Raw genomic sequence first — 18,856 nt, 5'->3', positions numbered from 1 at the left:
TACAATTAAGTATTTCATAAATCGCGCAGATAACAATAAGGATAAATTATTTATCGTTTCTATGTTCTAATATGGCATCAACTAAGCCATATTCAACCGCACTTTCTGCACTTAAGAAATTATCCCGGTCGGTATCCTGGCTCACCTTCTCGATCGGCTGCCCGGTATGCTCCGCCATCAAGTTGTTCAACTTGTCCTTGATGTATAAAATTTCTTTGGCGTGGATTTCAAAGTCAGACGCCTGCCCCTGGAACCCGCCCAGCGGCTGGTGAATCATTACCCTGGCGTTCGGCAGGCAGTAACGTTTACCTTTTTCACCGCCGGAAAGCAGGAATGCCCCCATGCTGGCCGCCTGACCGATACATACCGTACTGATATTCGGCTTGATAAACTTCATGGTATCGTAAATGGCAAGACCTGCGGTAACAGAGCCGCCCGGCGAGTTGATGTATAAATAAATGTCTTTCTCAGGGCTTTCAGACTCCAAAAACAGCAACTGAGCAATAATCAGATTCGCCATATGGTCTTCCACCTGACCACACAGGAATATTACCCGTTCTTTTAATAACCGAGAATAGATATCGTAGGAACGCTCCCCTTTAGCGGTTTGCTCAACCACCATAGGCACTAATGCGCTTTCTGTAATGCTTGTTAAATCGTGAGAGTTTTTGTGAGAAGTAAACAACAGATAGTCCTTAATATAAAAAAAATGGCTCATATGCACCCATATAAGCCATTTAAGCTATTGATTAGCCGAATGTCAATCGAAAGCTTACTTAGCTTGCGGATTCATAATGTCCTTGAAGCTAGCTTCGACGTCTTTTACTGCTGCTTTTTCAAGTAACAGCTCAACCGCCTGCTCTTCCAGGGCAACATTCTGCATTTGCTGGTTAAGCTCTTTGTTGCTGCTGTAGTAGTCGATAACTTCCTGCGGATCTTCGTAAGCAGAAGCAGCAGACTCGATCAGCTCCTTAACTTTCGCTTCGTCAACTTTTAATTCGTTAACTTTGATCACTTCACCCAGTAACAGACCTACTTTTACGCGGCGCTTGGCTTGCTCTTCAAACATGTCGTCAGGTAATTGAGGTAAGTTGGCAGCATCCATTTGACCGGCAAAACGTTGCATCGCCTGCTGACGCAATACGTCAACTTCCTGGGCAACTAAGGCAGAAGGTAATTCAAGTTCGTTGGCTTCTAATAAACCTTCAATCACTTGCTCTTTTACTTTCGCTTTAACCGCTTGAGTAAGTTCACGTTGCATGTTCTTACCAACTTCTTCGCGCAGGGCGTCAACACCGCCTTCTTCTACACCGAATAACTTGGCGAATTCTTCATCAACTTCTGGTAATACCGGACCTTCAGTTTTGTGAACCACGATGTCGAACTCAGCGTCTTTACCTTTAAGGTTCTCAGCATGGTAATCTTCAGGGAAGGTTACTGTGATAGTTTTCTCTTCACCCACTTTCATGCCAACGATTTCTTTTTCGAAACCGGGGATCATGCGACCTGAGCCCAGCTCAAGTTCAAAACCTTCGGCTTTGCCGCCTTCGAACTCTTCACCGTCTACACGACCGTTGAAGTCGATAGTCAGCTTATCGCCGTTTTTGGTTTTACGCTTGTTCTCTTTCCAGGTTTTGTGCTGGTTTTGCAAAGTAACGAACATCTCGTCTAAATCTTTGTCAGTCACTTCTACCTGAGGACGCTCAACGGCGATTTTCTCTAAATCTTTTAATTCAACTTCCGGGTAAACTTCAAAAGTTGCTTCAAACTCTAACGGCTTGCCGTCTTCATTGCTTTTAGCAACGAATTGAGGACGACCGGCAGGGTTAATTTTTTCTGCTACGATGGCTTCAACGAAATTACGCTGCATCAATTCACCGGCAACTTCCTGACGAACAGACTGGCCGTAACGCTTCTGGATCACAGAAACCGGTACTTTACCTGGACGGAAACCATTGATACGTTGTGTTTTACCAAGGTGACGAAGACGGTTTTTAACTTCAACATCTACTGTTTCGGCAGGAACAGAAATTGTCAGACGACGTTCCAAACCTTGTGTAGTCTCAACTGAAACTTGCATTTAATTACCTCAAAAATTAGCGCATCTTGCGCATTCAATAACGCATCTATCTAACAAGCAGATAAACCTTACGTTTATTGCTCACAGCCCCGATAACAGCGGCTAACCGGGCCCGGAAAATCCGAATAAAAGACGTTCAAATTAAAATAATGACGCAAAATTATAGCGGCGCTTGACTCAAGAGTCGAGCCTTGTAGGGAAAAATTTTAAATTAACTTAGCAATCATACAGTTAAGGTAAAAATCAAAACAGTCCAGACCAGTTTACTGGCGTTTATTTGCTCATCCGGGAACTAAGTCGCAAAGGCGCTGCAAACAAGGAATTAACGGCAGAAATACTCAATTTACCAGACCTAATACTTGTTCTGGAATAATCAACTTAAAGAGAAAATAATGATAAAGGAGGAATTATCTAAAAAGATAAGTGGTCGGTGATGCAAGATTCGAACTTGCGACCCCTTGGACCCAAACCAAGTGCGCTACCAAGCTGCGCTAATCACCGACGGATATACAATTAGTATACAGAAATATCAAAAGAAAGTGGTCGGTGATGCAAGATTCGAACTTGCGACCCCTTGGACCCAAACCAAGTGCGCTACCAAGCTGCGCTAATCACCGATTTAATTCTGATTGTATACAGGTGTACTAGAGATGAAGTGGTCGGTGATGCAAGATTCGAACTTGCGACCCCTTGGACCCAAACCAAGTGCGCTACCAAGCTGCGCTAATCACCGACGATATTCATAAAAATGGGGTGGCTAATGGGACTTGAACCCACGACAACCGGAATCACAATCCGGGGCTCTACCAACTGAGCTATAGCCACCACTGTATGGCACGCCCTGTAGGATTCGAACCTACGACCCACGCCTTAGAAGGGCGTTGCTCTATCCAGCTGAGCTAAGGGCGCACATTACCTACAGTAGATCTTGAATTTCTTCAAGATCACTTTTCATTCCTGAATACGTCTACAAATGCAGAATAAACAGAGATAAAAAGTGGTCGGTGATGCAAGATTCGAACTTGCGACCCCTTGGACCCAAACCAAGTGCGCTACCAAGCTGCGCTAATCACCGACTCGTGTTAAAAGCTGACTCGCTTTCAACGGATGCGGATATTACCCACTTGCTCCTTACTCGTCAAACCTTTTTTGTAAAATAAAATCCGTTCGGCTACTTTTACAGCGGTTTGTCTGAATATTATCACATTCGCCTGATTGCTATGCAACTTAAGCCATAAAACAGCGAGTAAAAAGTATCGCGGATGGTAAATTACCGGAAATTTAACTCACCTATAAAACAAAGCAGCTCAGAGGCACTGAATTCCCCTAAAGCAAATGTGATCTCAGGCGAATTTAGGCTACAACTGAACCATAAACTATGCGAAAATAGCCGGGTTTTTAACCCCTACCATGTAGTAACTATGACAGCATCACTTATTAACGGAAATGAAATTGCCAAGCAAGTGCGCAATTCAGTAAAAGAAAAAGTAAGCAAGCGTATTGAACAAGGTAAAAGAGCACCCGGGTTAGCGGTAATTCTGGTCGGCTCAGATCCCGCCTCTGAAATTTATGTCGGCAGCAAGCGCCGCGCCTGTGAGGAAGTCGGCTTTGTCTCCCGTTCATACGATCTCCCTGACAGCACCACGGAGCAGGAATTATTTGAGCTTATCGACAAGCTTAATAATGATAGCGAAATTGACGGCATCCTGGTTCAGCTGCCTTTGCCGGAAGGACTGGACGCCAACCTGGTGATTGAGCATATCAACCCTGAAAAAGATGTCGATGGTTTCCACCCCTCCAATGTCGGTAAGTTAGCCCTGCGTCAGCCAGGCCTGCGCCCCTGTACGCCAAAAGGCATCATGACCCTGATAGAATCTACCGGCGTTAAAACCCATGGCCTGGACGCCCTGGTGGTAGGCGCATCGAACATTGTCGGTCGCCCCATGACCTTAGAGTTACTACTGGCAGGTTGTACCGTGACCACCACCCACAGGTTCACTAAAGACCTTGAAAGCAAAGTGCGCAATGCCGACCTGGTTGTTGTTGCCGTCGGTAAACCCGCCTTTATTCCCGGAGAGTGGATTAAAGACGGCGCCGTGGTCATTGATGTTGGTATTAACCGCCTGGACAACGGCAAACTTAGCGGCGATGTGGAATTTGATGTTGCAGCAGAAAAAGCGGCATATATCACCCCGGTACCCGGCGGCGTCGGTCCGATGACAGTTGCCAGCTTAATAGAGAATACCCTGATTGCCTGTGAAGAATTTGGCAGCTAAGCTGAGCTGGCTTATTTAGCTAAGCGGATAACTTCCAATATCCGCTTTCAATTCCTACTTTATATTTAACCGCCCTCTTCGATAAACTTTTCCTTATCAACTACCGCCAGCATTAATTTTCACTCGAATTTTTCCGACTAAACAACTAGATGCTTTCTATAACAGAAACTTTAGCGGACAAACTTGCCCTGTTGTTAGTTGCCACCACAAGTATGATGCTGCCGTATCAACTAACTCCTTGTAAGGAAAAAATAATCATGGTCAGTAAAAATGAATCCCTGTGGCTGACATCCGGCCAAGCAGGTGAAAACCTGGCACACACTCAAGATTTACCGGTGACCTTTACCCGTGTAGAAATCGGTGATGCCAACGGCACGACCCCGAGCTTAGACCCCGCTCTGACTCAGCTTATCAATAAACGTCAGGACGGAGAGCTTATCTCCCATGAACTCGACCCTTATGACAGCAGCCAGCGCATCATTACTATGGCTATCCCGCCAACGGAAAATTTCAATGCCATTGAAGTACTGCTTTATGCCAAATATGGCGAAACCGAGTTTGCCCACACTTATTTCACCTTAGCTGCACCTTTTGCGGTACGTACTCTGGAGAACGGCGGTAGTCAGGCAATGCTCAAGTACACCATAAAGGTCAGCCAGGAGACTAATTTTACCATCACTGCCGTACAGGATCTCGCTTATGCCACTCAAAAAGATCAACAACAAATTATTGATGAAACAGTAGCTAAAATACGAAGAGAGTATCCTATCTTCAGAACTTCAGAAAATCAGGCATTACTTGATGTTGACGGCAGTGCTGTTCCTTCAGGCTGGGGAGTTTCAGGTTTATCTGCAGAAAATTTTAGTTTAGTCGAAACAGTTAAAGGGCACTCTTTAGGAGGAAGTTACAGCAATGAAATGTTGGAGTTTTTTGAAGTCGCAGGTATTAAAGAAAATAACTATTATTACAACCCTCATAAATTCAATATAGTCAGGATAAAATGGACAGATCTCAGTGGACTTGCTTATTCATTTTTCCTAAATCGAACAGTAAGTAATATAGGCCCCTACTTTACCTTCGCAGCCTTTGTAAAAATGATCTCGGGAAACATTATTGTTACCGGCATTAATCATTCGGAAAAATCATGGCAATTAGTTGGACGGAATTATCAGACACCTGTAGATCAAAGAACTATGGATTCATCTATCAAGCATGTTTCTGCGTCAGGAGAAATGCTTATTGCATTACCTGCGGTAGTAAGCGGCTATGTAGATTTAACCCAGCCCCATAACTGGTGGCAATTTGTCGGGCCACTTCAATACAAAGAATCGGGAGTATAAAATGAACATTTTTTATCAAAATAAATATATTGGGGCTATTGGCGGTGTGATAGATAAAGCGGAGTCTATGGCTTTTTTATCTGAAATTTTGCAGGAAGAAATTAACCCTGATTTAATTAAATTACAATGCGAAAACTTTGAACAAGTGAGAATATGCCGGGAGCCATTATTAGCAGAAGCTGATTGTCTAATTAATAAGGCTCTGGATATTGGCGCTGATACTGCAGAGTACCGGACATATAGGCAAGCATTAAGAGACATAACATCGGTTTATAACGACGCCAAAACGGTAATTTGGCCTTCAAAACCAATGTGATGATGAAAGGCTATAACTATGTAGCCATAATTTAGCCCTATGGACATATTTGTACTTAACAATAAAAAAACCAGCGATTAATGCTGGTTTTTAACAGATATAAAAACTAAAAAGTTATCCTTTACGCCAGGTAGTACCATTAGCACTGTCTTCAAGAATAACCTTCATCGCCGCCAGCTTATCCCGGGCATCATCGGCAGAGGCCCAGTCTTTCGCCGCCCTGGCATCATTTCTTTGCTTAATTAACGCTTCGATAACCGCAGCTTCTCCATCGTCACCGCTGTTGCCTTTAAGGAAATCTTCCGGCGAGTTTTGTGCAATACCAAGAATTTCACCAAGTTTCACCAGGATATAGGCCAACTCTCCTGCTTTTGCAGCATCTTCGGCTTTTAAGCGGTTGATTTCTTTGGCCAGTTCAAAAATCACCGACATGGCTTCCGGACAGTTAAAGTCATCGTTCATGGCCGCTTCAAAGCGCTCGACATAAGCATTGCCCGACAAGTCAACCTTAGCTAATTCTACCCCGCGCAATGCAGTATAAATACGCTCTAACCCGGCTCTGGCCTGGGCCAGGTTTTCCTGGGAATAATTTAACTGGCTGCGATAATGGCTTGAGGTTAAGAAAAAGCGCACCGTTTCTGCATCATATTCAGCCAATACACTGCGCAAGGTGAAAAAATTATTGAGGGATTTTGACATCTTCTCTTTATTTATCTGCACCATACCGCCGTGCATCCAGTAGTTTACATACGGGGTATCCAAAGCGCAGCAGGACTGGGCAATTTCATTTTCATGGTGCGGGAACTGCAGGTCCGAGCCGCCGCCGTGAATATCAAAATGATCGCCTAAATGTTTGCTGTTCATGGCTGAACATTCAATGTGCCAGCCTGGGCGCCCTTCTCCCCACGGGGATGACCAGCTCGGCTCGCCCGGTTTCGCCATTTTCCAGAGCACAAAATCCAGCGGGCTTCTTTTGCTGTCTTCAACATCCACCCGGGCGCCGGCCTGGAGCATTTCCAGGTTTTGCAGACTGAGCTTGCCGTAATCTTTATAGGTGCTGACCTCAAACATGACATCGCCGTTATCAGCAACATAGGCATGACCTTTTTCAACCAGGCGCTCCACCATGACAATAATTTCATCCATATGCCCGGTGACGGTCGGTGCGATATCGGGACGCATGATATTTAAATCATCCATATCCTGATACATTTCCTTGGTCATACGCTCGGTCAGGCTATCGCAGCTCTCGCCGTTTTCCGCCGCCCGCTTGATGATCTTGTCATCAACATCGGTAATGTTACGCACATGGGTCAGGTCATAACCTAAGTGTTTAAAGTAGCGGGCGATAATATCAAAGGCAACATAAGTACGGGCGTGGCCGATATGCAGGTGATCATAGATGGTGATACCACAAACATACAAGCCAACCTTTCCCGGGGTAATAGGTTTAAAAACTTCTTTTTTTCGGCTTAAGGTATTGTAGATTTGTAGCATGAGATCTCTTATGTCCTTTTCTCTTATTATCAATAAAGTAAAAATAGTGTTTCCCACTGCGGGAAATTCCCGGCAATTGTAACCTAAGCTGAGCCGGGGGTCATTAAGTCAGATTATTTTATCTCAGATATAAGAGCAATACAGATAAAGTTACGTTACAATTTGCCCGTGTTTAACAATGAGATAAAAAAATGATCACTTTTAAAACCAATTTAGGTGATATTAAAATCGAACTGGATTTTGATAAGGCACCCATCACAGCGAAAAACTTTCAGCAATACGCCCAAGATGGCTTTTATAATGGCACTATCTTCCACCGTGTCATTAAAGGCTTTATGGCCCAGGGCGGCGGTTTTGAACCGGGTATGGCAGAAAAAGACAGCCGTGAGCCGATCCAAAACGAAGCCAGCAATGGCCTGAGCAACAAGCGTGGTACTTTAGCCATGGCCCGTACCCAGGATCCGCACTCTGCTTCGGCGCAGTTCTTTATTAACCTGGTTGATAACGACTTTTTAGACTTTAAAAACGAATCGGTACAAGGCTGGGGTTACTGCGTATTCGGTGAAGTAACCGAAGGTATGGACGTGGTTGATAAAATGACTTTAGTCGATACCGGCCGCATGGGCTTCCATGACGATGTGCCAAAAGATGAAATCATTATTCAAGAAACTATCGTCGAGTAATCGCCGAATAATTGTTAAAGCAGTAACAAGATTCAATGACATCTAAAGCAAATGAGCCGGTAACTTATTTTATTGCCGATTTGCATTTAGCTCAAAACAGGCCGGATATTACGGCCTGTTTTTTATCCTTTTTGAAAAATAATGCCCCTGAGGCCGAGGCCTTATACATCCTGGGGGATTTATTTGAAAGCTGGATAGGTGATGACGATAACAGCCCCTTTGTTATTGAAATTGCCCGGGCCCTGGCCGAGCTGTCGCAAAAAAAGACCAAAATTTATTTTATTCATGGTAACCGGGATTTCCTGTTAGGGAAAAAATACGCGCAAAAATCAGGCATGGTTCTATTACCCGAAGTTGAGCAGATAGAGCTTTACGGGCAAAAAATGGTGATTATGCACGGGGATACTTTGTGCACCCGGGACATCAATTACCAAAAATTTCGCAAAAAATCCCGCAGCTGGTGGTGGCAAGCCATCATGAAGAGTTTGCCTTTATTTGTGCGTCGTAATATCGCTGAGAATTACCGGAAAAAAAGCGCCATGGCCACCTCGGTTAAATCCCGGGAAATCATGGATGTTACACCGCAAGAAGTTATCAACTGCCTGGAGCAATATCAAAGCCAATTGCTGATCCACGGCCATACCCACAGACCGGCGGTTCATCAGCTAACGGCCAACGGGCAAAAAGCCCAAAGAGTGGTACTGGGAGACTGGTATGAACAAGGCGCCTGGCTCAAAGTAACCCCGGCAGGGTTTGAGCTGCTTAATCAGCCTTTTGAGCTGTCTGATTAATAACAGCTCCCGCATACATCATTCCGACAAACTAACCTCCAGCCCTGCTTTCTCTGCGGGGTAATAATTGACTTATCCGGGTTATTGTCCTCAGGGTTATGCGGCTGTCAAAGCCGCTTTAACTACAGCTTTTCGAAAAAGCCAATAAGCATCTTGGAAAATAAAAATAATAACCGGGGCAAGTCTCTGGTATCATTAGCCGCAATTTTTGCTATTAACTTTAGATTTGGAAGATGACAGGTCAAAACGATAAATTATTGGCTGTTGAAGGCCTCAGGGGAGTTGCCTGCTTTATGGTGGTGTTGTCCCATTTAAGCTTGATTTTCTATCCCTATTTGCACAACTTTAATGCTGCAGACAGTACGGGCTATGATATTCAAAATCTCATTCATCACTCTCCCTTAACTTTTTTCTTTTCAGGCAGTGCCGCCGTTTATATCTTTTTTGTGCTAAGCGGCTATATCCTGACCAAGGTAGCCTTAAGATCTCAGCCGTCATTATCGCGTATTTCTTCCATGGCGATAAAGCGTTATCCCAGGCTGATGTTGCCGGCACTGGTTTCTTGTTTGCTGGCCGTAGCAATCTTCCAATTTGTCGGTATGCCCGGTTCAGATATGATCCACTCGATCAATAACTATGGTGATTTTGATTATTCACTGACCGGCGCCTTTTATAACGGCGCCATAGACACCTTTTTCCTCTCAGGGCAAAGCTTGTACAATCCGGTGTTGTGGACCATGAAGGTTGAATTGCTCGGTTCTTTTATCATTTATTTTCTCTGTATGAATAAGGCCTCGTTCAATATTCCTTTCCTCTGTGTTATCAGCCTGGTGGTTTTACTCGCCCTGACCGGGCTGAAGCTGGTAGGCACGGGATTAACCGCAGGCCTGATTGCTTTTTACGGCGGTTATTACTTTTGCCGATACGGCCGGGTGATCTCGCTTAAAATCGCCATCCCCTTGCTGTTAACCGGACTTTACCTGGCCGGCGCCCACAACGGCAGCAGTTCTTATGCGCTGATTGAAAGCATTGTCGGCCAGAAAACTTATATCCTGGGTAATTTCCTGTCTGGATTTTTCCTGGTCTATGCGGTGATTTTTAATGACAGAGTTAACGGGCTTTTCTCGGGTAAGCTACCGGTATTTATGGGGAAAGTATCATTTTCCGTGTATTTGATCCATTTACCCCTGCTCTCAACACTGGGCTTTTATCTGTTCGAACTCAGTTTCGGTTATAGCGGCTCTTATCATTTATCGGCTTTATCGGCCTCGTTACTCACCGTTGCAGCCGTTTATGTTGCCGCCGTCTATTTCTACAAATATGTCGACTTAACCGGCATGAAGATCAGTAACCTGTTTGCCAAAAGCGTACTCGGCATCTTCAAGCCGGGCGTTAATGCCGCTCAACCTAAAGAGACGGTTGCTAATAACAGTTAAGCAGCTCGACTCAGGTAATGATCACTGAAGCGTGTTAGTGAACCGCTAACACGCTATTAGGGCCCTTATCGCCCGGATGGCACACCACTGTGAAACTTAAAATCCTCATCCGTAGTGCTGATCAACTCGGCTTCGACTTCGGCAAAAAAGTTCACCCTTTCACTGATATCTTTACCGGCAACCTGCTCGGCTAAGGTTAAATAGTCCTGGTAATGGCGGGCTTCTGAGCGCAGCAGGGAAACATAGAAATCTCCCAAGCGTTTATCAACATGAGGTGCCAGACGGGCAAAACGTTCACACGAGCGCGCTTCTATATAAGCGCCTATGATCAGTTTGTCCACCATGGCATCCGGTTCATAAGTTTTCACATGCCGTAGCAGACCTTTGGCATAACGACACGGCGTAATGCTCTGGTATTCGATGCCGTACTCGTCCATGATTTCCAGTACCTGGTAAAAGTGATGTAACTCTTCTTTGATCAACAGCACCATTTTATCTATCAGGTCCTGGCCATAGGGCGAGTCTGACTTGGGAATAACCGCCTTGGTCAGGTTATTCTTACCCGGCAGGCTGCGCCAGTCCCCTTCCCTTTTATAGACTAAGGTTTCAAACGGCTTAAGCCATGCCAGCAGGGCATCGCCGCTTGCTTTATCCACCGCGTATTTGCGGATCAGGAACATCGCAGATTGGGCGGCTTTTAGCTCACAAATTAAATGGTCGATAAGGACCACAGGTAAGTTTTCTTTTTTAGCCGCTTCATCAATCCACGCTTTTGGGGTTTCACAGGCTAAAAAATCTAGAATGGGGGCTAATAACTGCTGGTGGGACACTCAAACCTCGATACTTAACATAACAAAAGCGATAAAAAGACAATTTTATCATGAATGTTTTCATCAGGTGTATAGCCACATCAAAGTTAATAGCGGCTAAGTGTTGAAAATAAGCGTTAGGACTGTGCCCGGCCATGATTTATTGAGATACTTATACAAACAACAAGCTGATAAGCCGCAAAAGACAATGAAAACAGCCGCAGAGAAATTAACCGAGAAACATCAGAAACTGGTGCATACCGAAGCCATTAAAGTATTATCTCATGTCCAGCGCGAGCAGGATGAGTGGATCATCAATACCCTGATGTTAGAAGGTGTTGATGTGCCTTTTAAATATAAACGAAAGCAGCAATACAAATCCTTAGCCGGCCAGCGCATCAATATTACCTATTATCCGGCCACAGAAACCGTGGCAGGGTTCGAGATAGAGATAATGAATATCGTTCGTATTCGCACCAGTTAATACCCTTATGGTCTAAAAAAAATCAAAATCCTTGGTTTTCACTATTAAAAAGCACAAACCCGGTCAAATTACGCTTGTTTTTCAAACAACTCTTGACGAAAGCTTCGCCATCTTACATAAATAGCATATCGGTAATAAAAATAATTAAGCCGAAAATAAAACAGCAGGGATTGCTGTTAACGATTAAGTTGGGGATAGCAAGAGGATAATAAGCATGATATTAAATCATATATGGGGGCTTTATGCTCACCCGAAAGAAGAATGGCAAACGATAGAGAAACGTCATGAAAGCTTAATGTACAGCTTGGTACATATCTTAACCGTCGCTCTAATACCAACCATTTGCGGTTATTATGCGGCCGCACACATCGGCTGGACCATAGGCGCAGGAGATCCGATAAAGCTAACCCAGACAAGTGCGGCAATAATGGCAGTCGCTATGTATTGTGCCCTGATAGCCGGCGTATTTTGCCTGGCTTATTTAATTCACTGGATGGCAAAAACCTTTGATTCAACGCCTAACTTTACCCAGTCATTAGAGTTGGCAGCTTATACTGCCACCCCTTTACTTATGGTTGGGGTTGTCGCTTTAGTGCCCATACTTTGGGTCATGGTATTGGCCGTCATGGTCGCCATGTGTTACTCGGTATACCTGCTATATTCCGGCGTACCTATCATGATGAATATCCCGGAAGAAAAAGGCTTTATTTATTCCAGCTCGGTAGTCACCTGTGGTTTAGTGATGCTGGTTGCCATGATGGCAACAACGGTCATTTTATGGAGCATGGGCTTAGGTCCTCAGTACATGGCTTAAAAAGACCACGCGCTAATATAAAACGATAATCGGTTTTACTTTAAAAACCAGAGATAAAAAAGGCACCTCGCGGTGCCTTTTATGTTCAGGATGAACGGTATGCTGCAAATACAAGGATGTATTAGAGCAGCGATGTTCAGGATGAACGGTCTGCATTTTTGTTCCTGACAAATGCCAAGTACTTACATCCTGTAAGCAATGCTGCAAATACAAGGATGTATGAGAGCAGCGATGTTCAGGATGAACTCAGCTCACAAAAGCAAAGTTACGCCCCTTCATTATGCATGTCGATAATAGAGTCAGCATTTTTATCGGAACGCTCTTTGGTATCATTGTTACGCATGGCATCAAGCCTTTCCAGGTATCCCTGATCGATATCATTAGTAATATAGTTGCCGTCGAACACAGAAGTTTCAAACATCTTAATTTCCGGGTTGGCTACCCCTACCGCAGCAACCAAGTCATCAATAGACTGGAATATCAGCTTATCGGCGCCTAACAGCTCGCAGATATCGTCCAGCTCACGGCCATGGGCGATTAACTCATTGGCGCTGGGCATATCGATACCGTATACGTTCGGGAAGCGTATTTCAGGTGCGGCGGAGGCAAAATACACCTTCTTGGCACCGGCAGCGCGGGCCATTTCGATAATTTGCTCAGAGGTGGTACCGCGGACAATAGAGTCGTCCACCAGCAAAACATTTTTGCCGACAAACTCGGCACTGATGGCATTAAGCTTCTGGCGCACCGATTTCTTACGCTGCTCCTGGCCCGGCATAATAAAGGTACGGCCGATATAGCGATTTTTAACAAACCCCTGACGGTAAGGCAGATCCATTTGACGGGCAATTTCCAGGGCGATATCGCAGGAGGTTTCCGGAATAGGGATCACCACATCGATATCAAGGTCGTCCCATTCCCGGGCAATTTTCTCACCCAGCTTTTTGCCCATTTCCACCCGGGAAGCGTAAACGGAAATTTTATCGATAGTCGAGTCCGGACGGGAGAAATAAACAAACTCAAAAATACAGGGGCTGTAAGTCGGGTTTTGCGCACATTGCTGACTGTACAACTGACCGTCTTCACTGAAGAAGATGGTTTCACCCGGGGCTACATCCCTGACAAAGGTAAATTCACAGGCATCCAGGGCGACAGATTCGGACGCTACCATGTATTCAACGCCTTTTTCCGTTTCCCGCTTACCAAAGACCAGCGGACGGATGCCGTTAGGATCACGAAACGCCACCATGCCGTGGCCGATAACCAGGGCGACGGTCGCATAGGCGCCACGTACCCGCTGATGGACATTCGCTACCGCAGAAAAAACATCATCCGGGGTGAGATCGATACTACCGGTGTTTTGTAATTCGTGTGCCAGGATGTTTAACAGCAACTCGGAATCCGAGGTAGTGTTTACATGACGGCGAGCTTCGGTATATAACCAGTCTTTTAACTCGTTGGCATTGGTTAAATTACCGTTATGAGCTAAAGAGATACCAAAAGGAGAGTTTGCATAAAAGGGTTGTGCTTCAGATGAGCTGGAAGTGCCTGCAGTCGGATAACGGATATGTCCTATGCCTATACTTCCCTGTAAGCGCATCATATGACGCGTATGAAATACATCTTTCACCAGACCATTTGCTTTACGTAATCTAAATGTATTGTCGTGAATGGTGACTATGCCTGCTGCATCCTGACCCCGGTGCTGAAGCACCGTTAAGCCGTCATAGAGGGATTGAACAACAGAGCTTTTTCCGACAATACCAACGATACCACACATGAACTATTTCTCCGCAAAACGCTTCGTTAAGTAAGAAAACTCGATGATTGTTTCAGATATTCAAAAAACCATTCTATCACCAGTTTAAACTCCGGGATTAATTGCGAGTCTGTCCACCAGCTGGTGGTCGCTGCCGGGGTAAAAGCATCCATAAAAAATAACAAAGCACTGATGATCAACACCCCGCGCAGGGCACCAAAAGCAAGTCCCAGTACCCTGTCTGTTCCCGACAAACCGGTTTTAGTGACCAGTTGTCCGATAAGGTAGTTTACCAGGGCGCCGAGGATCAGCGTAGTTATAAAGAGGATGGCGATTGCGGCAGCATTTCGCAAGAAGGGATCTGAGATATTGGTTAATAAACTGGCCAGGTTCGCATAAAAGGTGCTGGCAACAAAGAAAGCTCCTATCCAAATAATTAAGGATACCGCTTCTTTGACAAAGCCACGAACCAGACTAATTAATGTTGATATGCCAATTAACGCCAAAATGGCATAATCTATCCAAACCATAAATTAAGTTTTCTCATTGATTAGAGGCGCGCATTCTAACAGAAGCTAAGGCCACTTAGCTAACCTTTTATTGCCTTTATTTCGTTTGCTATTACTGTTTTGTCGGATAAAAACGCGCAAGTTTTCCCTGCACCTTAGTCAAACGTTTCAGCTCAGGTAACTTTTTCTCCAATGAGGTCTTGTGTAACTCGGGACCGATAAACACTTTGGTCAGGGTGCCCTTTTGGGTTTTGATCGGTTTGGTAAAAGCGGTATAACCGTTCTTTTTTAATTTACTGAGCAATTCATCGACATTTTTCTTATGGCGGAAACTGCCCAGCTGGATCACCCAGGCAACATCAACTTTAGCTTTGGCCGGTGGCTTGCTCTCTTGCTCTTTAACCTTTACTGTCTTGGTGCTTTCAGGGGCAGTACTTCCTGCCTCAGTAAAATTCTCGTCTTTGGCCAGGGCCGCCACTTTAATATCGTCACTGCCAGGGGCTGTAGTCTGCCCGGCTTGCTGGTTATCATCGGTAACGTCATCCAGTGCCGCTTCGTCTGACAAGGGGGCCTGGGCCGGCTTTTTCAACTTTTCCCGGGGAAAACGCTTTACTTCCTGCTCCGCTTTAAAGGCCGGTGCCTCAGGGATCGCTTCAAAATCAGCCTGATAGGTTTTTTTCTCACCATCGAGCCAATCAGGCAAAAAGATAACGATCGCCGCTGCAACAATGACGGTTCCGACTAAGCGATTTTGAAAGGGTGTAGACAAGGGAAGCTCCTAAACTAGCAAACGTCTGATCTCGGCAACGGTAAAGAAAGAACCGAAAACTAGTATCAAATCAGTTGCTTTTGCATTATTACACGCCATTTTAAATGCCTGGGTGACATTGTCAAAACAATTGATGTTTTCATCTTCAGTTGTTATCAACTGGGCAATCTGCTCAGCCGTTGCCGCCCTGGGTCCTTCAAGCGTGCCAAGGTACCAGCCGTCGATGCTTTGCCCTAAAGGTTTCAGGGTATTGGTGATGTCTTTATCCGCCAGCATACCCACCACGGCCAACACCCGGGTATAACCCTGCTGCTGACGTTTGCTGGCAAGCACATTAGCAAGATAACGCGCCGCCTGCGGATTATGGCCAACATCAAGCATGATATCGCTTTGCCCGTGAAACATCTCGGTGCGCCCCGGCACCCGGGTTTTGTCGATCAGGCCATTGACCAGATCAGCACTTAGCTCAAGCTCAAGCTCAAGTAAAGACAATACAGTTAACGCCGTGGCGACATTATCCTGGGGTATAAACGGCAACGCCAGATCCGGCAATAGCTGCTGTGCAAAATGCCATTGCCAATGCCCGGTATGAGTTTGCCCGGCCTTGCCATCAGCAACAGAGACGAAAAAATCCCTTTCCCGCAGATACATTTTGGCATTGAGGGAATTGCCGTAATCAAGCAATGATTGAGGCGGGTTTTTATCTCCCACGACAACCGGGGTGTTTGCACGCATAATGCCGGCTTTTTCATAACCGATGGCTTCTCGGGTATCCCCTAAAAACGCCTGGTGATCCAAATCTACCGTAGTGATCACCGCAATATCGGCATCAATAATATTGGTGGCATCCAAACGTCCGCCAAGCCCTACTTCCAAAATGATCACATCCGGCTTTTGAGCCATCAATACCAGAAAAGCAGCCAGGGTAGTGAACTCGTAATAGCTGAGGGAAATATCTCCCCTGGCCTGTTCTATTTCAACAAAGGCGCGGATAAAAGCCTGATCGTCGCAGTCCTGTTTATTAATTCTCAAACGCTCATTAAAACGCTCAATATGGGGAGAAGAATAGACAGCAACGGATTTACCCTGCCCGAGCAGGGCATGCTCAAGAAAGGCACAACTGGTGCCTTTACCATTAGTACCGGCAACAGTGATCACTTTGGCAAAGCTGAAATCGATATTAAGATGCGAGGCGACCTGGCCGATACGGGATAAGCCAAGTTCAATTTCCTGGCTATGGAGGTGTTCTAAATAACAAAGCCACTCTTGAAGGCTGCTTTGCAAAGAGTGGCTTGGAGTTTGTTGTGACATAAAAATTATTGGACCGGGCTGGTGTGCCCCATAAACTTACCTAACAGGCGGGCTAAGGTACCACGCATTTCACGGCGGTCAACAATTAAATCAATTGCACCTTTTTCCAACAGGAATTCGCTGCGCTGGAAACCTTCCGGCAGTTTTTCCCGTACCGTTTGCTCGATAACCCGCGGACCGGCAAAACCAATCAGGGCTTTAGGCTCGGCAACATTAACATCACCTAACATGGCTAAACTGGCAGATACACCGCCCATGGTCGGATCGGTTAATACCGAAATATACGGCAGGCCTTTTTCGCTCATTTTTGCCAAAGCGGCACTGGTTTTCGCCATTTGCATCAAGGAAAACAGGGCTTCCTGCATACGGGCGCCGCCACTGGCAGAAAAACACACAAACGGTAAGTTATGCTCCAGGCAGTATTCCACGCCTTTAACAAAACGCGCACCGACCACAGAAGCCATAGAGCCGCCTAAGAAAGAAAATTCAAAAGCAGCAGCAACTATCGGCATGCCGTGCAATTCGCCTTTCATCACCACTAAAGCATCTTTTTCCCCGGTATTTTTTTGTGCCGAGCTTAATCTGTCTTTATAACGCTTGGAGTCTTTAAACTTTAAGATATCCTGTGCTTCAAACTCTTCACCAAGCTCAAGGCGCTCTCCCTGATCCAGGAAACCGTCAATACGGTTTCGGGCGCTGATGCGCATATGGTGATCGCACTTAGGACATACCGACATTTGACGGTCTAATTCAACTTTATACAGCACGGCGTTACAGGAGCCACATTTGCTCCAAACACCTTCGGGAATATTGCGCTTTTGTGTCGCTTTCGCTTTCGGGAGAATTTTTTCTATCCAGCTCATAATTTAATTTTTTGCCTGTTGCAACGAGAAAAAGTGTCGACGTTTTGCTGAAATAACAATCAACAAACGTCTTTTAATTAATAAAAACAAATATAACCGAGAATTAAACCATAGTTTAGCGTATGTTACCTACAAAAAACTGGTCTGTTTTGTGTTTTTATGCGCAAATAAACATCATCCTAAAAACATTATTTTAAAAACAAAGGACCAAGATCTCTTTTCGGGATATCAAACGCTTCGGGGTAATCCACGTCAACAAAGTACAAACCGCCCGAGGGTGCAGTGATACCGGCAACACACCGGTTTTTAGCTTCAAGCACTTCTTTGATCCAGGTCACCGGCTCTAACCCTTGCCCTACTCTCATCAAACTGCCGGCGATATTTCTGACCATATGATGTAAAAAGGCATTGGCCTTAATATCAATAATGACATAGTGCCCCTGGCGGCTGACATTACAATGCATCAAAGTTCTGATCGGCGAATGTGACTGGCAATGTACGGTACGGAAAGAGTCAAAATCATGCCGGCCGATCAGATACTGCGCCGCTTCATGCATCAGCTTTTCGTCTAACGGATAATGACAAAAGCTCAAGCCGCTGCTGAGAATGGCCGAACGCAGATTATTATTGTGAATAATATAGCGATAACGGCGGGCTGTGGCGCTAAAACGCGCGTGAAATTCATCACTGACTACTTTGACCCAGCTAACGGCAATATCTTTAGGCAAATGAGTATTGGTACCTAATGTCCAGGCGACATCTTTTCTGATCTTATCGGTATCAAAGTGCACCACCTGGTTGGTGGCATTCACTCCGGTATCGGTACGACCGGCACAAATGACTTCTATCGGCTCATCCGCGATTTTAGATAACGCGGTTTCTAATGATTGTTGAACACTGACAAAATCATTCTGGCGTTGCCAGCCGTAATAATTTTTACCGTCATATTCAACCCCTAAAGCATATCGCATATTAACCTCCACTACTGCGGGGGCGCATTATCCATTATTTTACGCTGTGATGCCAAGACTCATTCGCGCTATTTGTCCCGAAAAATCCCCTGTGCTTATCCAGGCAGCCAATAAAGCGCTTTACTGCCCGGCGTCCATATCCGAGCCG

General features: G+C 45.3%; 18 protein-coding genes and 6 tRNA genes. 8 read left to right on the top strand and 16 right to left on the bottom strand.

Annotated features, from left to right (window positions below; translation table 11 throughout):
• Positions 1–46 precede the first annotated feature (46 nt).
• The 8 genes from clpP to SG35_RS09715 all read right to left on the bottom strand — a co-directional run bounded on the left by clpP (position 47) and on the right by SG35_RS09715 (position 3,155).
• On the bottom strand, positions 47–685 hold the full coding sequence (gene clpP / locus SG35_RS09750) for an ATP-dependent Clp endopeptidase proteolytic subunit ClpP (RefSeq protein ID WP_084692701.1): 639 nt from the start codon (positions 683–685) through the stop codon (positions 47–49).
• 87 nt (positions 686–772) lie between these two features.
• Positions 773–2,080: a trigger factor gene (gene tig / locus SG35_RS09745; protein ID WP_044832486.1), complete on the bottom strand. Its 1,308-nt coding sequence runs from the start codon at positions 2,078–2,080 to the stop codon at positions 773–775.
• A gap of 424 nt (positions 2,081–2,504) precedes the next feature.
• Positions 2,505–2,581 (bottom strand) — tRNA-Pro (locus SG35_RS09740).
• Positions 2,582–2,620: 39 nt separating this feature from the next.
• Positions 2,621–2,697, bottom strand: a tRNA-Pro gene (locus SG35_RS09735).
• A 39-nt stretch (positions 2,698–2,736) separates the two neighbouring features.
• A tRNA-Pro gene (locus SG35_RS09730) sits at positions 2,737–2,813 on the bottom strand.
• Between the two features lie 16 nt (positions 2,814–2,829).
• A tRNA-His gene (locus SG35_RS09725) sits at positions 2,830–2,905 on the bottom strand.
• A 7-nt stretch (positions 2,906–2,912) separates the two neighbouring features.
• Positions 2,913–2,989, bottom strand: a tRNA-Arg gene (locus SG35_RS09720).
• Positions 2,990–3,078: 89 nt separating this feature from the next.
• A tRNA-Pro gene (locus SG35_RS09715) sits at positions 3,079–3,155 on the bottom strand.
• A 346-nt stretch (positions 3,156–3,501) separates the two neighbouring features.
• On the opposite strand from SG35_RS09715, the gene folD reads away from it, so the two are divergent.
• From folD to SG35_RS09700, 3 genes are all read left to right on the top strand, one after another.
• Complete coding sequence (folD, locus tag SG35_RS09710) at positions 3,502–4,356, top strand: bifunctional methylenetetrahydrofolate dehydrogenase/methenyltetrahydrofolate cyclohydrolase FolD (RefSeq protein WP_044832572.1); 855 nt, start codon at positions 3,502–3,504, stop codon at positions 4,354–4,356.
• Between the two features lie 257 nt (positions 4,357–4,613).
• On the top strand, positions 4,614–5,696 hold the full coding sequence (locus tag SG35_RS09705; RefSeq protein ID WP_274055402.1) for a phage tail-collar fiber domain-containing protein: 1,083 nt from the start codon (positions 4,614–4,616) through the stop codon (positions 5,694–5,696).
• 1 nt (position 5,697) lies between these two features.
• A complete protein-coding gene (locus tag SG35_RS09700; protein WP_201777783.1) occupies positions 5,698–6,012 on the top strand; it encodes a phage tail assembly chaperone in 315 nt (104 codons plus the stop codon).
• Between the two features lie 114 nt (positions 6,013–6,126).
• Here the strand turns inward: SG35_RS09700 and cysS are convergent, their stop codons facing one another.
• Positions 6,127–7,509: a cysteine--tRNA ligase gene (gene cysS, locus SG35_RS09695; RefSeq protein WP_044832484.1), complete on the bottom strand. Its 1,383-nt coding sequence runs from the start codon at positions 7,507–7,509 to the stop codon at positions 6,127–6,129.
• Between the two features lie 191 nt (positions 7,510–7,700).
• On the opposite strand from cysS, the gene SG35_RS09690 reads away from it, so the two are divergent.
• The 3 genes from SG35_RS09690 to SG35_RS09680 all read left to right on the top strand — a co-directional run bounded on the left by SG35_RS09690 (position 7,701) and on the right by SG35_RS09680 (position 10,419).
• Positions 7,701–8,192, top strand: a complete 492-nt coding sequence (locus SG35_RS09690; RefSeq protein ID WP_044832483.1) for a peptidylprolyl isomerase — start codon at positions 7,701–7,703, stop codon at positions 8,190–8,192.
• Between the two features lie 35 nt (positions 8,193–8,227).
• Positions 8,228–8,983, top strand: a complete 756-nt coding sequence (locus tag SG35_RS09685; RefSeq protein ID WP_044832482.1) for a UDP-2,3-diacylglucosamine diphosphatase — start codon at positions 8,228–8,230, stop codon at positions 8,981–8,983.
• 233 nt (positions 8,984–9,216) lie between these two features.
• A complete protein-coding gene (locus tag SG35_RS09680) occupies positions 9,217–10,419 on the top strand; it encodes an acyltransferase family protein (protein ID WP_044832481.1) in 1,203 nt (400 codons plus the stop codon).
• A 65-nt stretch (positions 10,420–10,484) separates the two neighbouring features.
• Here SG35_RS09680 and miaE read toward each other — a convergent pair whose 3' ends face one another.
• Positions 10,485–11,249 (bottom strand): tRNA isopentenyl-2-thiomethyl-A-37 hydroxylase MiaE, encoded by a 765-nt coding sequence (gene miaE, locus SG35_RS09675; protein ID WP_044832480.1) that lies wholly within the window; start codon positions 11,247–11,249, stop codon positions 10,485–10,487.
• A gap of 187 nt (positions 11,250–11,436) precedes the next feature.
• Between miaE and SG35_RS09670 the strand changes: the two genes are divergently transcribed.
• Together SG35_RS09670 and SG35_RS09665 are read left to right on the top strand one after the other, a co-directional pair.
• On the top strand, positions 11,437–11,712 hold the full coding sequence (locus tag SG35_RS09670; protein ID WP_044832479.1) for a hypothetical protein: 276 nt from the start codon (positions 11,437–11,439) through the stop codon (positions 11,710–11,712).
• A gap of 214 nt (positions 11,713–11,926) precedes the next feature.
• Positions 11,927–12,526, top strand: coding sequence for a Yip1 family protein (locus SG35_RS09665; protein ID WP_044832478.1), 600 nt, complete (start codon positions 11,927–11,929; stop codon positions 12,524–12,526).
• 265 nt (positions 12,527–12,791) lie between these two features.
• Here the strand turns inward: SG35_RS09665 and purF are convergent, their stop codons facing one another.
• From purF to truA, 6 genes are all read right to left on the bottom strand, one after another.
• Positions 12,792–14,306, bottom strand: a complete 1,515-nt coding sequence (gene purF / locus SG35_RS09660; protein ID WP_044832477.1) for an amidophosphoribosyltransferase — start codon at positions 14,304–14,306, stop codon at positions 12,792–12,794.
• 26 nt (positions 14,307–14,332) lie between these two features.
• Positions 14,333–14,815: a CvpA family protein gene (locus SG35_RS09655; RefSeq protein WP_044832476.1), complete on the bottom strand. Its 483-nt coding sequence runs from the start codon at positions 14,813–14,815 to the stop codon at positions 14,333–14,335.
• Positions 14,816–14,906: 91 nt separating this feature from the next.
• Positions 14,907–15,563: an SPOR domain-containing protein gene (locus SG35_RS09650; protein ID WP_044832475.1), complete on the bottom strand. Its 657-nt coding sequence runs from the start codon at positions 15,561–15,563 to the stop codon at positions 14,907–14,909.
• A gap of 9 nt (positions 15,564–15,572) precedes the next feature.
• Positions 15,573–16,874: a bifunctional tetrahydrofolate synthase/dihydrofolate synthase gene (folC, locus tag SG35_RS09645; protein ID WP_044832474.1), complete on the bottom strand. Its 1,302-nt coding sequence runs from the start codon at positions 16,872–16,874 to the stop codon at positions 15,573–15,575.
• A gap of 5 nt (positions 16,875–16,879) precedes the next feature.
• Positions 16,880–17,737: an acetyl-CoA carboxylase, carboxyltransferase subunit beta gene (gene accD, locus SG35_RS09640; RefSeq protein WP_044832473.1), complete on the bottom strand. Its 858-nt coding sequence runs from the start codon at positions 17,735–17,737 to the stop codon at positions 16,880–16,882.
• 188 nt (positions 17,738–17,925) lie between these two features.
• Positions 17,926–18,708 (bottom strand): tRNA pseudouridine(38-40) synthase TruA, encoded by a 783-nt coding sequence (gene truA / locus SG35_RS09635; RefSeq protein ID WP_044832472.1) that lies wholly within the window; start codon positions 18,706–18,708, stop codon positions 17,926–17,928.
• Positions 18,709–18,856: the final 148 nt, after the last annotated feature.

This window comes from Thalassomonas actiniarum (assembly GCF_000948975.2).
Lineage (GTDB): Bacteria > Pseudomonadota > Gammaproteobacteria > Enterobacterales > Alteromonadaceae > Thalassomonas > Thalassomonas actiniarum.
The sequence above is the reverse complement of the archived record's forward strand: the minus strand, read 5'-3'. Positions and strand labels throughout refer to the sequence as shown.

Coding starts and splice junctions, on each gene's coding strand:
- tig (WP_044832486.1), bottom strand. CDS start 2,080: ATGCAAGTTTCAGTTGAGACTACACAAGGTTTGGAACGTCGTCTGACA.
- folD (WP_044832572.1), top strand. CDS start 3,502: ATGACAGCATCACTTATTAACGGAAATGAAATTGCCAAGCAAGTGCGC.
- SG35_RS09705 (WP_274055402.1), top strand. CDS start 4,614: ATGGTCAGTAAAAATGAATCCCTGTGGCTGACATCCGGCCAAGCAGGT.
- SG35_RS09700 (WP_201777783.1), top strand. CDS start 5,698: ATGAACATTTTTTATCAAAATAAATATATTGGGGCTATTGGCGGTGTG.
- cysS (WP_044832484.1), bottom strand. CDS start 7,509: ATGCTACAAATCTACAATACCTTAAGCCGAAAAAAAGAAGTTTTTAAA.
- SG35_RS09690 (WP_044832483.1), top strand. CDS start 7,701: ATGATCACTTTTAAAACCAATTTAGGTGATATTAAAATCGAACTGGAT.
- SG35_RS09685 (WP_044832482.1), top strand. CDS start 8,228: ATGACATCTAAAGCAAATGAGCCGGTAACTTATTTTATTGCCGATTTG.
- SG35_RS09680 (WP_044832481.1), top strand. CDS start 9,217: ATGACAGGTCAAAACGATAAATTATTGGCTGTTGAAGGCCTCAGGGGA.
- SG35_RS09670 (WP_044832479.1), top strand. CDS start 11,437: ATGAAAACAGCCGCAGAGAAATTAACCGAGAAACATCAGAAACTGGTG.
- SG35_RS09665 (WP_044832478.1), top strand. CDS start 11,927: ATGATATTAAATCATATATGGGGGCTTTATGCTCACCCGAAAGAAGAA.
- purF (WP_044832477.1), bottom strand. CDS start 14,306: ATGTGTGGTATCGTTGGTATTGTCGGAAAAAGCTCTGTTGTTCAATCC.
- SG35_RS09655 (WP_044832476.1), bottom strand. CDS start 14,815: ATGGTTTGGATAGATTATGCCATTTTGGCGTTAATTGGCATATCAACA.
- folC (WP_044832474.1), bottom strand. CDS start 16,874: ATGTCACAACAAACTCCAAGCCACTCTTTGCAAAGCAGCCTTCAAGAG.
- accD (WP_044832473.1), bottom strand. CDS start 17,737: ATGAGCTGGATAGAAAAAATTCTCCCGAAAGCGAAAGCGACACAAAAG.
- truA (WP_044832472.1), bottom strand. CDS start 18,708: ATGCGATATGCTTTAGGGGTTGAATATGACGGTAAAAATTATTACGGC.